12 protein-coding genes are annotated in these 16,049 nt (G+C 46.5%); 9 read left to right on the top strand and 3 right to left on the bottom strand.

Annotated features, from left to right (window positions below):
• The first annotated feature begins 24 nt into the window (after positions 1–24).
• Entirely contained in the window at positions 25–1,008 is a 984-nt protein-coding gene (locus tag NKT06_RS23085) for a sensor domain-containing diguanylate cyclase (RefSeq protein ID WP_253439621.1), read from the top strand.
• Between the two features lie 136 nt (positions 1,009–1,144).
• On the opposite strand, the gene NKT06_RS23080 is transcribed toward NKT06_RS23085, so the two are convergent.
• Complete coding sequence (locus NKT06_RS23080) at positions 1,145–2,632, bottom strand: right-handed parallel beta-helix repeat-containing protein (protein ID WP_253439620.1); 1,488 nt, start codon at positions 2,630–2,632, stop codon at positions 1,145–1,147.
• 265 nt (positions 2,633–2,897) lie between these two features.
• On the opposite strand from NKT06_RS23080, the gene NKT06_RS23075 reads away from it, so the two are divergent.
• On the top strand, positions 2,898–3,554 hold the full coding sequence (locus NKT06_RS23075; protein ID WP_253439618.1) for a DUF2625 family protein: 657 nt from the start codon (positions 2,898–2,900) through the stop codon (positions 3,552–3,554).
• A 136-nt stretch (positions 3,555–3,690) separates the two neighbouring features.
• Here the strand turns inward: NKT06_RS23075 and NKT06_RS23070 are convergent, their stop codons facing one another.
• Positions 3,691–5,031 (bottom strand): MFS transporter, encoded by a 1,341-nt coding sequence (locus NKT06_RS23070; protein WP_253439617.1) that lies wholly within the window; start codon positions 5,029–5,031, stop codon positions 3,691–3,693.
• Between the two features lie 247 nt (positions 5,032–5,278).
• On the opposite strand from NKT06_RS23070, the gene NKT06_RS23065 reads away from it, so the two are divergent.
• Both NKT06_RS23065 and NKT06_RS23060 read left to right on the top strand, forming a co-directional pair.
• Entirely contained in the window at positions 5,279–5,662 is a 384-nt protein-coding gene (locus NKT06_RS23065) for a VOC family protein (protein WP_253439615.1), read from the top strand.
• Positions 5,663–5,743: 81 nt separating this feature from the next.
• Positions 5,744–5,944 carry a hypothetical protein gene (locus NKT06_RS23060; protein ID WP_105599858.1) on the top strand — a complete coding sequence of 67 codons (201 nt, stop codon included), beginning with the start codon at positions 5,744–5,746 and terminating at the stop codon, positions 5,942–5,944.
• Between the two features lie 142 nt (positions 5,945–6,086).
• Here NKT06_RS23060 and NKT06_RS23055 read toward each other — a convergent pair whose 3' ends face one another.
• Positions 6,087–8,738 carry a cation-translocating P-type ATPase gene (locus NKT06_RS23055; RefSeq protein ID WP_253439613.1) on the bottom strand — a complete coding sequence of 884 codons (2,652 nt, stop codon included), beginning with the start codon at positions 8,736–8,738 and terminating at the stop codon, positions 6,087–6,089.
• Between the two features lie 308 nt (positions 8,739–9,046).
• On the opposite strand from NKT06_RS23055, the gene hcp reads away from it, so the two are divergent.
• The 5 genes from hcp (at position 9,047) to NKT06_RS23030 (ending at position 16,013) form a co-directional block, all read left to right on the top strand.
• Positions 9,047–10,339: a hydroxylamine reductase gene (gene hcp / locus NKT06_RS23050; protein ID WP_253439611.1), complete on the top strand. Its 1,293-nt coding sequence runs from the start codon at positions 9,047–9,049 to the stop codon at positions 10,337–10,339.
• Between the two features lie 239 nt (positions 10,340–10,578).
• Positions 10,579–11,979 (top strand): PTS sugar transporter subunit IIC, encoded by a 1,401-nt coding sequence (locus NKT06_RS23045; protein ID WP_253439609.1) that lies wholly within the window; start codon positions 10,579–10,581, stop codon positions 11,977–11,979.
• Positions 11,980–12,227: 248 nt separating this feature from the next.
• Complete coding sequence (locus NKT06_RS23040; RefSeq protein WP_253439607.1) at positions 12,228–13,853, top strand: helix-turn-helix domain-containing protein; 1,626 nt, start codon at positions 12,228–12,230, stop codon at positions 13,851–13,853.
• Positions 13,854–13,955: 102 nt separating this feature from the next.
• Positions 13,956–14,972: an ABC transporter substrate-binding protein gene (locus tag NKT06_RS23035; protein ID WP_253439606.1), complete on the top strand. Its 1,017-nt coding sequence runs from the start codon at positions 13,956–13,958 to the stop codon at positions 14,970–14,972.
• Positions 14,973–16,013, top strand: coding sequence for an NAD(P)/FAD-dependent oxidoreductase (locus NKT06_RS23030; RefSeq protein ID WP_253439604.1), 1,041 nt, complete (start codon positions 14,973–14,975; stop codon positions 16,011–16,013). It begins immediately after the preceding gene.
• Positions 16,014–16,049: the final 36 nt, after the last annotated feature.

Genomic DNA, 16,049 nt, shown 5'->3' with positions numbered 1-16,049 from the left:
AATTCCGGAGAAAGGCTGTTATTAATGGATACTCAACTAGATTCAGCGCCCTGTGGATACTTCTCTATCTCTGATTCGGGCATTGTACAATCGATTAATCAAACTTTTCTGACGATGCTTGGATATGAACGCGATGAGCTTATAGGGCATCATATTGAGTCCACCATGTCGGTGAGCAATAAGGTATTTTTCCATACGTACTTCTATCCTTACATCCAGTTATATGGACATGTGGACGAGATGTATTTCACGTTTCGTACTCGTGATCAGCAGGCTGTTCCCGTGCTGCTTAACGGTGTTCGTCAGACGCGTAACGGGGAGAGCGTGGTAGATTGTGTTGTGGTTGTCATGCGTAAGCGAATCGAACATGAGAAGGATATTTTGCATACCAAAACCAAGCTGCAAGAGCTGTATCAAGCGACGCAAGAAGCGAACAAGGAGCTTGAACGGTTACACGAGGAATATAAGATCAAAGAGCAGGCGTTAATCAAAGTGAATGATCAGTTGGAGACACTGGCTTCCACCGACTTGCTGACAGGATTGAAGAACCGCAGGTTTTTCCAGGAAAGAATGCTTGAAAGCTTGGTATTGTTCCGTGAGAAACAACGTTATTTCTCCCTTCTGGTTGTGGACATTGATCATTTCAAAAGCATTAATGATACGTATGGGCATCCTATTGGAGATCTGGTACTCGGCAATCTGGCGGGGCTGCTGCAATCGTTGTCGCGAAGTACCGATGTGGTTGCACGTTATGGCGGAGAGGAATTTGTTATCATTCTTCCAGATTGTGAAGAGGAGCAAGCCATGGGTACTGCAGAAAGATATCGTTCACAGGTTGCTTCAGCCGACTGGGGTGAATATAACATTACCGTGAGTATCGGTGCGGCCACTGTCGTAGAGGAAGATACGGAACAGTCCTTGTTCCAAAAAGCGGACAACGCCCTGTATGCCTCCAAAACCGGAGGACGAAACCGGGTGACACATTCAGCCCAAATGGTAAAAAGTTAAGGATGGCTGAATTGCATCAAAAGAAACGAGAAGGAGCCTGTGCACAATGGGGGAAATGATCCCACATAACACAGGCTCCTTTTATTTGTGTGATAATAGGCGGGGCTAATTCCACCTGAGTAGCATCAGAATAACTTTACCGCGGAGCAAGGTAGCCATACGACTTCACGGGAGAATTCGCCTGAAGACGGAAATCTTCGCTCGGTTCATTCATAAATGCCGGATTCACATATATGGAGTGAGCATCGTTGCCAGATCCCTTCATGTAGGCGGCGATGCCGGAGTAGGCTTTATTTTTCCAAACCCACAGGGCATCTTCTTGTTCTCCCGGTGAATAATAGACATTATGGTCAAACACATTACCGCTATTGCTGGTATATTCATTGTATATCAGTACTTCCGAGCTGGCGGATACGAGAATGTTACGCATGAACGTATTGTTCTTCGTCCGTGACTGTATGAATAACTGTCCATTGCCTGCATTCAGGGTATCATTCCCTACAAGCGTATTGTACATAATCTTGCTATCCTCGGTAGCTCCTCGTTCCTCGTCATAACCTCCCATGGCAATGCCCGTCAATCGGTTGGAATAAATCAGGTTATCACGCAAGGTAATGTTGCTGGTTGACCGCCCGGCATGCTCTGAGGCTATCTCAATTCCGATGTCGCTCCGGTATACCCGGTTCTGGTCGATGATATGATCTTTCCCGCCATCAACATAGATGCCACCAGCCGAGTTGCTATCATTGGGAAGGTCTGTTCCATAGGAAGGATTGTTATTGGACGTAATATCATATACTTCGTTGCCTCGTACAATGCCGTTCCGAGCCTGATCGTATGTGTCGTCCTCGGACGTACCCTCGTACCCGATCAGATCAATACCAATATTGTCGGAATCATGGATGATATTGTTCTGTATGGCAAAGGTATCGACATTGCCGTTGACTGCAAGCGACTCGCTGGAACCAAGGGTAAGATCATACAAATTATTATCCTTGATGATGATATCGCGTAATGCTTGAGGGTGCTCTGTGCCATATATGGCAATACCGTGGGCATCCCTGCCCATCAAATCGGGACCCTCAGGAGGTGCATAACTAGCGATCGCGTGTATGGTGTTACCCAACAGTTGAATATGCTCACCTGCCCCTTGGACATAGATCCCGGTTGGAACCTGGCCCCCCAGTGTGGTCGTGAAGTTACGAATTTCGAGATTTTGAATGGTGATATAACTGGCATTATCAATTTCAATCAGTCCTTCGATGCCTCGGACAGCGAGGCCTTCACCATCAATGACGACATTCTCTTGCGGATAGCTTGAAAATAAGGTCGGATTACCGGAGGAATGGCCACTCCGGGTGATTTTGACTTTCTGATGATAGACGCCTTCACGCAAATAGATCGTGCTTCCTGGCGAAGCATGGTCGGCTGCGTGCTGCAACGTTTTCCACGGAGATTGAAGGGTTCCTTTATTCGCGTCGTTTCCTTGGGGGGATATGTAATGGATGACCTGAGGATCAGACTTTTGAACAGAAACGGGTGTCTTCATGGACTGGGTACGGTCCTGACAACCAGATGCGAATAACATTAGAATCGGAATAATCAGCAGAACTGTACGAATCAAAGTTGTTCCTCCTTTATATTTACCTACGAAGCTAGGTCGTGTCTCAAAACTCTCTGAAGTGCATCTTTTTCCGCCTTTTCGCCCCCTGCTGCGTCACTTTCCCTTGACGTGCCCCGGCACGCCTGCGGAAAACTTCCTTGCTTGGAACGAAAATTCGGCAAAATCTGCTTCCTTTTGAGTTTTCAGACACGCCCTAGATTATAGCAGATTTGAACGGGTTAATAAGCCATGATATGCTCTTATAAAATCAGCGAGGAGACTGCTCATGAATACATTAACGATAGCTGAATTAGTAGATCGGGAGAATCACGCATGGGAAGAACTCAAGGAACTCCTGGATAGCGGGCAAAATACATATGTGTATGTTCCAGCAAAACAAGAGGCTGGAGAGGATACCCTCTATCGTCTGCAAATAAGCACCAAATCCTATTTGGGGGCTGTTGCTTATGAGACAGAAGGTATTGTACTGGACCATGGCTGGATCACGCTGCTTGGTGCGGGTGGTGACAGTACATCGGGGAGTCTCACCAGTTGGAATGGTGTGAGTGAGCAACCTTGGATAGATGTACTGGAAGGTATGATGGTCGTCGCATATGATGTGGCAGGTGGTTTCTTCGGACTGGATACAGGCAAATATGGCCGCACAGGAGAGGTCTATTATTTTGCACCGGATACATTGGAATGGGAATCGACAGAACTGACATATTCAGGTTTCGTCAACTGGCTGGCGGATGGCGATCTGGGGCAGTTCTATCAGACGTTTCGCTGGAAAGGTTGGCAGGAGGATATGGCACAGCTCCAGACGGGACAAGTATTCGCGTATTATCCACCACTTTGGACGAAGGAAGGTGGCGGGGAGAGCAGTAGCAAAGCCCCAATTAGCATCATGGAGGCCTGGAAGTCAGCACTGGACGGGAAATAGTTGGCATGCTGCTTGAGCAGGATAAGGAGCGGTGGCGATTTCACGGAATGCATACTCATTTTTGAAACTGAAACCTCCTGTACCAATTCGAAAAAAGGCTTGCGCTAAGGCGCGAGCCTTTTACCTGTGGAACAATTTAACTACCGGATGCAAGATGTTCAATGCCTGAGCGTGAAGCTCTGCTATGCCAGACGGTCAGAACCAGTGAAACAATGCAGACGAGCAACAGACAAGCGTATACCACATGATAAGCTTCCTCTACTGATACTCCCGGAATGCTGTGCAACAGCAACCCGCACACGGCTACAGATACCGATCCACCGAAGAATTGAATCAGTTGTAACATGCCCATACCGGAACCGATTTGCGCTTTGGGCAGCACTCGTGACGCTTCATTATTCAGTGAAGCCATGGATGCCGAGAGTGCCGGCGAGAAAAAGAGATAACCGCTGGTAATGATCAGGGCGGATTGATCCAGTCCGAGCATGAATAGGGCAAGTACCGCTGCAAGCAGGATGTGTCCGATGATCATAAATCGCATATTGCCATAACGGTCGATCCAGCGTCCGACGAAGCGGGTGCAAAATGCTGCAACAATAGCTCCGGGAGCAATCAGCAAACCAATGGCGAGCGATGAGCGTCCATATAGATCTGCGAGCACAAGCGGCATCAAAAACAGATTACCCAGATTTACCACCAGCACGCAGAATCCGATAAGGATTAACCGGGTGTATCCTGGCGTTCGGAACACTTGTGGATTCACAAAAGGAAGACTCGCTTTCCGAATATACAGGAGGTGTGCAACAAGTGAAATAACGCCCACGGCAAACCATAACCAGGATTGCTGGGTGATCGCGACGAGAAGTGTAATGGCATTAATGACGGTTAATATGGCACCAATAATATCGAACGGCTGATCTGTTTTGACGGATTCACGGGGGAGAAAATAGAGCAATACAGGCAGAGCGAGCAGGACAAGCACGGTTATGGCAAAAAGTCCGTTCCAGCCCCAGTACTCGCTAATGAGTCCACCGACAATGGGGCCAAGTCCAAAAGCCATAGCGCTACCTGATGAGATCAGCGCGATGGCAGCTCCGCGTCGTTCCACCGGGATGTAACGACTTGCAATGACGAGACCCAGCCCGGCCATAACTCCTGCACCCGCAGATTGCAGAATGCGGGTGAGCAACAGGATCGTGAAGTTATGTGCGAACAACCCCAGCAATGAAGATAACCCCAGGATCAGGAGCCCGACCGTGAGCAGTTTGCGTACCGGGATACGGTCTGACAATCGACTGTAAATCACCGTCGACAGGGCGTAACCAATGGAATAACTTGAGATGACCCAAGACCCCAGGTCCGAGGTAATCTGCAGATCATGAATAATGACTGGCAAAGAAACATTGAACATGGTGGTGTTCATCACAACGATGAACAAGCAGCACGTCCAGAGTGGCATGACAATTTTATCTTTCACGTGACCATTCCTGTCTTATCTATGAATGTGAATTCGGATTGAGCTCTGATGAAAATGTGATGAAAAGCAATATATCATTTTACACTTCATTTTATTATATGGCAATAATGTCATACAGTATATTTCTCAGTATAAGTAAACTTTAAGTGATGTAGAGTTTTAATTTATAGACTAGTTCCCTGAAATTGGGTAAGATGATGGTTGGAATACATAACTAGATTTGATTATTTTATAAGGAGTTTACAGGATGAATCACTTATTATTGATGTCCCACAGCGTATTTCCGACGCTGGATATGAAGCGAACCGCGCAGTTTTATGAAGAAAAGATAGGCTTTCGGGTCGTTGAATATCTCGATGCCGCGGAACCTCATATCTGCCTGTATCGTGATCTTACCGAGATTATTTTAACCCAAAGTAATGGACAGAAGGTCATTCCCAACAGAGAATTATATGGTTATGGATATGATGCATATTTTATTACCAAGAATCAGGAAGAGCTTCAACAGGAATTGATCAACGCAGATGTGAAGATTGTACGTGCCCTCAATCATACAGATTATAATAACAAGGAGTTTGTGATCGAGGATATTGATGGACGATGGATCGCTTTTGGCATCAAACAGGGGTAATTAGATACAGTACAGAAAACGGACTTATTAAATGCTATTAATGCTCAAATTGATAGCTGAGTATGTGAGGGAGTTATCTACATGGTAGAAGGAATTTTGTTGTTGTTTGCCCAGATCGGTTTAATTATTGGAGTGGCGTTAATAGCATCCGGATTAACAAATGGTTCAAAAGGGAAAGAAAAGTTCAATTGGTCGGCGACCTTCCCCACGGTATCCTGGGGAATATGTATCCTGATCCTGTCCATCTGTTGGTTGGTATATAGATATCAACTTAATGCTTAGCAATTTCGAGGATTGCCTTAGAAAACATAAGCATCAGTATGGATGAGAAGTATATTCTTTGACTGTGAAAAAAAATACGGTAAACAAACAGGCGCTCCGATAACGGGCGCCTGTTTGTGCATACGTACGATATCTGCAGATCTTATGCCGCAGTAACTTGTTTGCCGCGATTGCGAACCCACTTGATAACATCCATCAGAATGACGGCAGTTAGTGCGAGTCCACCTGCAATCAAGAACTCATTCCAACCGAATGTATTCGGGATGGCGAAGACGCCGCGAACACCTGGAATCAGTGTGATTGCATAGAGACAGAGACATACCAGAATGGAACCAAGCACGAATTTATTGGTCATGAAGCCCACCTGGAAGATGGTTTGTGTATTGGAACGTGCTGCAAAAGTTTGCAGACTGCGTGCCAGAATCAAGGTTGTGAATGCCATAGCTACGCTGATTTCCTCCGAGATGCCAAGCCCGATATATTGGGATACGATAACAGCCGCACCTATAAGGACACCACGTGTAATCACAGCCTGCAGGGTTCCGCCTGCGAAGATGCCTTCGTTAATATCACGCGGTTTACGCCGCATGACATCTGGCTCGGGCTTCTCTGTGCCCAAAGCGATGGCAGGCAGGGAGTCGTTCACCAGATTAATGAACAGCAGTTGAAGGGCCGTGAACGGATTCACCCAGCCGACCACCAGAGCAAACAAAATCGCGATAATGGCACCGAGATTACCCGCGAACAGGTAAGCGATAGCTTTTTTGATATTATCAAATACCATCCGCCCAACACTGACTGCATTCACAATGGAGACAAAGTTATCATCCGTCAGAATCATGGCAGCTGCATCCTTGGCGACATCCGTTCCGCTACCCATCGCTACGCCGATGTCGGCCTGTTTCAGCGCAGGTGCGTCATTGACTCCGTCTCCGGTCATCGCTGCAACCTTGCCTTTGCGTTGCCACGCACGCACGATCCGGATTTTATTCTCAGGTGATACTCTGGCGTATACCGAGATGTGTTCAAGTTGTCGATCCAGCTCTTCATCAGACATTTTGTCCAGTTCGGCGCCGGTAATGGCGAGATCATCCGGTTCGGCAAGGCCGATATCCACACCGATGGCCTGAGCCGTCGTTTTGTGATCTCCGGTGATCATGATGGTGCGAATGCCCGCTTTTTTGGACTCTTCAATCGACCCGTATACCGCTTCACGCGGTGGGTCAATCATCGCTGTCAGGCCAACTAGTGTCAGATCATGCTCGTCATCAATAGTGACCTGGTTTTTGTCATCGAATTTTTTGTACGCATAGGCCAGCACACGGAAGGCACGTTTGGAGAATGCCTCATTTTTCTCTTCAAACTGTGTGCGAATCTCGGGTGTGAGGGGCTGAACTTCGCCATTGATAAACACATGACTACAGCGGCTGAACAGCACATCCGGTCCACCTTTAGTTAGCAAAGCCGTCTGTCCCTCAAATGTATGGACCGTACTCATGAGCTTTCGATCCGAGTCAAAAGGAAGCTCGGCTTCACGCGGGAACTGGTCACGGATTTCATTGTAATCCTTGTTCACCCGGTTGCTGAAGGCAATGAGGGCCACTTCGGTGGGGTCACCTAGTTCCTTGCCTTCCTGATTAATATTTGAATCATTGCAGAGTACTGCAATATGTAACAAACGCCGTTCCTCTTCCGACCACTGATCGGGATCATCGGGGAATTCGTCCTTGGTACCATGGGGAATGTAATAATCGACAACAGTCATCTTATTCTGAGTTAGTGTTCCTGTTTTATCCGTACAGATGATACTGGCAGAACCGAGCGCCTCCACGGCAGGCAGTCTGCGAATGATCGCATGTTGTTTGGCCATCTTATTCGTACCAAGTGACAATACGATCGTCACAATGGAGGAAAGTGCCTCAGGAATGGCAGCAACCGCAACAGCTACAGCAAACATCAGTGCATTTACGATGGATGGCCCGATATTCTCCGTACCTTCGGTCAACCATACACGACCGGCTTCAATGCCAAAGATGAGAATCGACAACCCCAAGATGAAAAAGCCTAGTTTTTTGCTGAATGATTCCAACTTGCGCTGTAACGGCGTGTTCTTGGCTTCGGCATTTTCAATCAGTTCGGCAATTTTGCCGATTTCGGTTTTGAGAGCCGTACCTGTAATGACTAGCATGCCCCGTCCATATACGACGAGTGAGCCACTGAAGGCCATATTGCGACGATCTCCAATAGGCGCTTCATCCGGAATGGTATCGGCGTGTTTCTCCGCAGCTTCGGATTCTCCGGTCAGCATACCTTCGTTGATTTTCAGACTTCCTGATTCCAGGATACGCCCGTCTGCCGGGACATAATCACCTGCATCCAGCATAACAATATCACCGGGAACGAGTTCCCTCGCTGGGATGGTTTTTTTCTGCCCGTCCCGAATAACCTTGGCTTCGGGTGCAGACATTTGTTTCAGCGCGTCAAGCGAACTCTCGGCTTTTTTGGTCTGAACTACGCTGATTATCGCGTTGAGCAATATAACCAGGAATATGATCAACGATTCAATCAGGTGTCCAAGTACCACCTGTACCGCAGCTGCAATCAGCAGCACGATGACCATCGGATCTTTGAAATTTTCGAGGAACAATTTCCAGACAGGTGTTGCGTCTTTCCCTTTTAACTCGTTATATCCTTCCGTTTCAAGTCTCTTGGCAGCCTCGGAAGTCGTGAGTCCCTTGGAGGAACTCTGTACATCCTGAAGGGTTTCCTCCGCACTGTGTCTATAATGTTGCAATTGACCAGCTCCTTGAATATTAGATTTCTCTCTGTGTATTACCCTTACGAGCAAAATCTAGAATCGTTTCATTTCCGTATTTTTTAAGATTATGGAATGAATACGTTTTTAGCTGTACACAGTATTTTTCATAATGAACCGAGATATGCCTTTTTTCGAATATTATTATTTCCAATTTGCATGATGGTCTAGAAAACCAAAATAGATTTAGATCAAAAACTGTGTGCACCATCACACTAGCGCATATCAGGGTCTGTTACGCTATTACATAACGAACGGCGTTTAATCTAAGTTTGGAGGGGAATCATATGTTTTGTTATCAATGCGAACAGACGCCGAGTGGCGGGTGTACCGTGGTAGGGGTTTGCGGCAAAAACGAAACAATCGCAAGCTTGCAGGATACGATGATCTTTGCGTTAAAAGGCATCGCTGCTTATGCGACACACGCACGCCAGTTGGGATATTCTGATCCTGAGGTGGATCGAATTACACATGAGGCATTATATATGACATTAACGAACTCGAATTTTAATGTACAGGAACATCTGGAGATGGCAATGAAAGTAGGTAATGCAGCCATCCGCATTATGGACGTGCTAGATCGTGCGCATACGGATCGCTTTGGTGTACCGCAACCGATTACGGTCAGCCAGAATCAGATCGAAGGACAGTGCATTGTGGTGACGGGACATAATCTGTATGCATTGGAGGAGCTGCTGCGTCAAACTGAAGGTAAAGGAATCAATATCTATACCCACTCGGAAATGTTACCTGCGCACGGTTATCCGGCACTGAAGAAATATACCCATCTCAAGGGCAATATCGGTAAAGCCTGGTACGATCAAAGAAGACTCTTTGAACAATTCCCGGGTGCTATTCTGGCAACGACCAACTGTGTCATGCCGATCAAAGGTACATATGCAGATCGCTTTTTCTCGTATGAAGTGGCGGGTCTGGAGGGTGTGGCCAAGATTATGGATGATGACTTCTCACCTCTGATTGAACGCGCATTGTCCCTGCCTGCGGCCGATATACAGTCCGAGCAAGTCTTGACGACAGGATACCATCATGAGACCGTGATTGGACTGGCGCCCGAAATTATTCAAGCGGTGAAAGACGGTCATATCCGTCGATTCTTCGTTATTGCAGGCTGTGATGCACCAGGCAAAGGCGGCAACTACTATCGTGAACTCGCGACATCATTGCCAAATGATACCGTAATTCTGACAACATCCTGTGGCAAGTTCCGCTTCAACGATGTGGATTATGGTACGGTTGGAGACACGGGTATACCGCGTTACATTGATCTGGGTCAATGCAATAATTCCGGTTCTACGGTGAAAATTGCCATGGCTTTGGCGGATGCTTTTGGCTGTACCGTCAACGAGTTACCTGTCAGCATTGTGCTGTCCTGGTTTGAGCAAAAAGCAGTTGCGATCCTGCTCGGCCTGTTCAGCCTCGGCATTCAGGACATCCGAATTGGACCTAAACCGCCTGAGTTCATATCGGAAGGGGTCTTGGATGTACTCGTGGATATGTTTGGCCTGAAGTTAATTACAACGGCAGAAGAAGATATGAACGCGATGTTGGCACTGTCATAAGTGGATAAACTGGAACATATGGAAGACGTGTTAGAGCCTGCGCTTGTGCAGGCTTTTTTGCTACGTAAACAATGTTATAGGTCAATATACCTTGTATAAATAAACATGCAATGTCAGGGAAATTAGTTTTTTTATCCTATTGAAGTTTTTTCGTGGAAATGTGTATATAGATAAAGGCAGATTAGATTATAACACATCACAAAACACGGGTTTACCGTAACATGAGGAGATTGTACATAATGAATGACACACAGATTGACGATTGGTTGGAACTCGCAGGTGGTAAGGAGAACATCAAGCTTGTAGAACATGATAATGGCACAACGACGCTGGTAATAAAGGACAGTACCCAATTGAACATGTCTATTCTTGCTTCCTCAGATGTTGTGGCAGATATTCGGATAACGGGTGAGCGGTGCCATCTGGCAATAAGAGACGAATCTTCACTTATTTACAATACGTTACTGGGTATGGGTGTTGCGGAATCGACAGGGGTAGTGTTGCAGGAAGCAGGACACGCGAAGAAGAACAGATTCTCGATCTTACATTTTGTATCCGATGTATTCATGCCCTTGATGCCTGCAATTCTCGGAGCCGCTGTTATTAAAATTATAGTCGCCATTATTACGTTAATGGATACGTACAGTTCTGCGGATTCTTCTGCATTGATGGACAACCAGACCTTTACGATATTCAGGATCATTGGAGACAGTGTATTTTATGTACTGCCTATATTGGTAGCAATCAGCACAGCGTATCGGCTGAAGAGCAACATCTATGTTGCTGCATCGATTGGCGGACTCATGTTTTATCCGGAGATGACCATGCTGATGTCAGGGGAAAAAGAGGTTCATTTCCTGGGTGTGCCACTGGTGTCTCAGCCTGCTTTTTACTCTACGGCCATCTGGATCATTCTCACGATCTGTGCAGCGGCCTACCTGGAAAGAATCGTTGAACGGTGGAGTCCAAAATTCGCCAAAGGCATGCTTGCCCCATTCCTGACGTTACTGATTCTTGTTCCGCTAGTATTGATGATATTTGGTCCAGTTGGAACCTGGATTGATGAATATCTGCCGGAAGCATTGGATTCACTAGTAGCTAATGCTCCAGTGATATCGGTGATGTTACTGGGGGCATTCTTCTCCTTGATGATCATTCTGGGATTGCACTACTGGATGCTTGCCATCATCATGAATGATATGCTCATGAATGGTTCTTCCATGGTGATTCCTGCGATGTTAGTGGCGATTGTTGGGCAAACGGGGGCCGCGCTCGCAACCGCTTTGCGTTCGAAAGAGTCAGCTTCCAGAAGAGTTGCTTTCTGGGCAACGGGAACAGCCCTCCTTGGAGTGGTAGAGCCTGCATTGTATGCAGTCAACATGAGAAAGAGATCCTCCTTCTATGCGGCACTGCTGGGTGGAGCTGCGGGTGGAATGTATTTTGGATTGTTATCTGTCAAGGCATTCGCTATCGTTGGGAATCCGAGCTTGCTCAGCCTCCCGCTCTTCAGCGAAGAGGGCAGCCTGAATCTGTTACACACTTGTATTGGTGTAGTTATTGCTTTCGGTGTGGCAGGTGGACTGACCGTATTGGGTGGCAGGAAGAAAACTGAAACAGGGGTAGACCTCGCCAAAAGTTAATTTTGAGTAAGACTTAGAAACGTAGTATTGAAGGAGTAGAAAGAGTAGTGTTGCCGTTGTAAGAAAGAGCTTGTACCTGATGGTACGGGCTTTTTTTGTTTTTTATCCCAATGATATATGTATAAATATATAATAGCTGTTTCATCATTTTATCATGCCATAAGTTGTTGGATATGTAGATGTCATGTATTTTGATATAGTGAAACGTAATAAATCAGGATGATTCATCCCTTAGAAAGGATAACGATATGTCTGACAACATGGAATGGATCGCTCAGTGGAAGTCAACAAAGGCATTAACCAATGCATGGATAACGAAAGGAGAACTGCATCACTTCCCCAGTCACACCTTGATATTTATTATTGATGGAAAAGCGATCTGGAATATGAATGGACACCGAGTTCACGTTTCCTTTGGAGAATTAATTGCGCTTGAAGAGAACTCCGTAATGGAGGTCATTGAAGGTGGTAACCTGGATCTGGCAGGCTGGCATGTTCAGTTCGATACATATTCGGTGCTGCATGATCGACGGGAAGCTGAAAAATTCCAATGGCGGTTACCGTCCGGAGAGGCGTATCAGAAAGTGCAGCTGTCGGGTGGAGCTCTGGCAAGTATCATTCAGCATTGGAGTGAAGTGCATACAGAGGATCAGATTGCAGGAAGGGTTGGTCATCAGCATTTGTTATATGAGTTGTTAAGTAATCTATATCGGACACAGCCGGATAACGAGTTGAAGCCAGAACACGGTATACTTCGCTCCATTGACTACATGCAGCAGCATTATGATCAGGTGATTACACGTACGCAGTTAGCTCAGATTGCAGGTATTAGTCCCTGGCATTATTCCCGCAAATTTAGTGAACGATATGGTAAGCCACCTCTGGATTATCTGGCACACTACCGGATCTATCGCGCGCAGGAAGAACTGTTATTAACTACAGCAACCTCTCAGGATATTGCCAAGAAGTCTGGATTTGATGATGCTCATTATTTCAGCCGGCGCTTCAAACAATTGACTGGCGTATCACCTAAAAATTATAGGCAGACGATGACGCAGCGAAAGATCGTGTCACTGTCTCCCATCTGTGGCGAAATCATGATTCATCTGGGTGTCATTCCCCATGCCGTTGTGGTCACACCGATCCTGTTGTCTCCACATCACCGTGAACAATTTACTGCGCATGGAGTAGAGATGCTGGAGGTAACACAGTATGAGGTGGAGATAGATCTTGTCCGACAAATTCAACCGGAGATGTTGATTGGAAACGTATTGACGGAAGAGGTCAAAAAAGAGCTGCGCACAATTGCACCGATTCTAACCGGCCTTCATCAAGATGTGGAACCCATGCTCGATCAGTTGGCAGGCTGGTTTCTCAAAGAAGAAGAGGCCCACAGACTGCATCAGCAGATGAAACACGAGGTTATTGTAGCGAAGCGACAGTTGCAACCCATCATTCAATCCGCATCCACAGTTATGCTGCTAAGGGTAGAAGCATTTGGTTATCGATATCTGGGTGGGCATTCCCACGGGGTATCACACTTGTTATATGAACAGCTTGGATTGGCACTGCCGCAAGCACTGGATTCAGGTGCAGCCTGGTTTAATCCTTGTTCGCTTGAACTGCTCACACAAGCCAATCCCGACTACCTCTTTGTGGAGAAGCGGATTATGCAACACTTCAGTGCTGAAGAGAATATGAGGAAACTATGGGATAGTCCGCAATGGAATGACCTGAAGGCTGTGAAAAATAATCGGGTATTATACGTGGATACTAACCTGTGGGTGGACGGTCACGGAATTACGGGACATACGTTGATTCTAAATCAGATCATTAGCCATCTTACGGAGTCTCATCATGAGAGAGCACAATAATCCAAATGAATACGCACGATATGCTATGGAAGCGACACTTCTTATTTGATACCATTTGATAATAATTATCATTATCAATATACATAAGGGGCGAAGTATATCATGTCACGAAGATTGAAAGGGTTAGCCATCCTGCTGTTGATGGTCTGTATGATGCTGGCCGCATGTTCCGGTGGAACTACTGAAGAGAACGCTACAGCTGGAACAGCTGGTGCTACAACTGAAGGAGCAGCAAGTACAACAGAGGATGCAGAGGATGCGAGCGGAACTAAAGTGGTTCAGGATCAGTTTGGAGAAGTTACGATTCCTGCCAATCCTCAAAATTTAATTGTGTTTGATTCGATCTATGCCGAGTATCTGATTGAGATGGGGGTTACACCCCAAATGGTTTTGTTAACTCCCGAAGTTGAAGCGGAATACCGTCCTGCTTATTTTAAAGAACATGGCGTTCAGGTCATCGAAGTGGAGCAATACCAATATAACTATGAGCAGTTGCTGGCGTTGTCACCGGATATGATTCTTACAGCTGGTGAAGGTATGGAACAGGGCGTATATGACGAGTTATCCAAAATTGCTCCAACGGTGGCACTGGATGCCAACAGTGAAATGAAACGTGCCATGCCGAAGTTGGCTGCCATATTCGATAAAACCGAAGAATCTGCCAAAATACTGGCTGAATTCGACGAGAAAGCCTCACAAGCGAAAGAGAAAATTGCGGCAGCCCTGGGAGACAAGACCGTATTGGTTCTCCGGGTGGAGCACAATCGTTACCGTTTCATGGGTCCTAAAGGAGGAAGCAGCAGTGTTTTCTTCTATGACATCCTGGGTCTGAATAGTCCTGAAGCTATTAAAGATTCTACAGATTGGTTTAGCCAGTTCTCACTGGAATTCTTGCCTGAGATGAATCCGGATTATATTTTTCTTGAAGACAGAACCCTCGTAGGTTATGACACGAAGAAATCTATGGAAGATCTAAAAGCAAGCCAGGTGTGGTCGAATCTGGAGGCTGTGAAGAATGATCATGTCTTTCCATTGAAGACAAGTCAATTCGTATCCGGTGTGGGTCCGATAGGCTCTGTAAAACTGATGGACTATGTTGTTGAAAAGTTGGTGCCATAGATGAGTACAGCAAAAATGACTACAGCGAATCAACTGGATATTTATGATATTACCATCGTTGGCGGGGGACCTGCTGGAATGTATGCCTCCTTTTATAGTGGCATGAGAGCCATGCGTACCAAGATCATTGAAGCCAAGCAGGAGCTGGGTGGATTCATGCGTACGTACCCGGAGAAGCTGATCTGGGATGTGGGCGGGGTCGATCCGATACGCTGCGAGAAGCTGATTGATTCACTGGAAAGACAAGCGAGAACGTTCGATCCAACGATTGTGTTTGGGCAGGAAATAGCCGAGCTTGAACGACATGAGGATGGTGTATTTGTACTCATTTCCAAAACAGGCGAGCGTCATTACACACGTACCATCCTGTTATGTGCGGGCAGAGGCATGACTCAGGTGCAAAAGCTGGATGTCGAGGGTGCCAATCGGTATGAGCTGACGAATCTGCACTATACCGTAACTGATCTATCCCGATTTGCCGGGAAGCGTGTTCTGATCTCGGGTGGCGGCGATTCCGCAGTCGACTGGGCGAATGAAATGGGCAAGATCGCAAGTGAAGTTACGGTAGTACACAGGCGCCATGAATTTACCGGACACGAGTCACCTGTTGCCCAGATGAAAGCTCAATCCACAGTCATGACACCATATAACATCTCTCGCTTATACGGTACAGGTGACCAAATCGAACGTGTCGAGTTGGTCCATGTCGAAACCGGTGAGATCATACCTGTTGAGGTGGATGAAGTTGTTGTAAGCCATGGGTATGATCGTGATTTTGGTAACCTCGTGCAATGGGGACTGGCAAGGGAAGACTATGGCGTATCTGTTGATCAGCGTATGCGTACCAACATTCCAGGCATATTCGGAGCAGGTGATTTCATCACCTATGGAAGCAAAGTCAGGCTAATTGCTGGTGCATTTAACGATGCGGTACTCGCGGTTAACAGTGCCAAGATGTATCTGGAGCCTGCTGCTTCCGATATGGCAGGTGTATCTTCTCACAATGCCCGGTTCTATGAAAAAAACAAAGCACTATTGTAAAATAAGAAGAACCTGTGTGAAAGGGATAAGCATAGC

This window comes from Paenibacillus sp. 1781tsa1, assembly GCF_024159265.1.
In the GTDB taxonomy this organism is placed as follows: domain Bacteria; phylum Bacillota; class Bacilli; order Paenibacillales; family Paenibacillaceae; genus Paenibacillus.
This window is presented reverse-complemented; position numbering and strand designations above follow the sequence as displayed.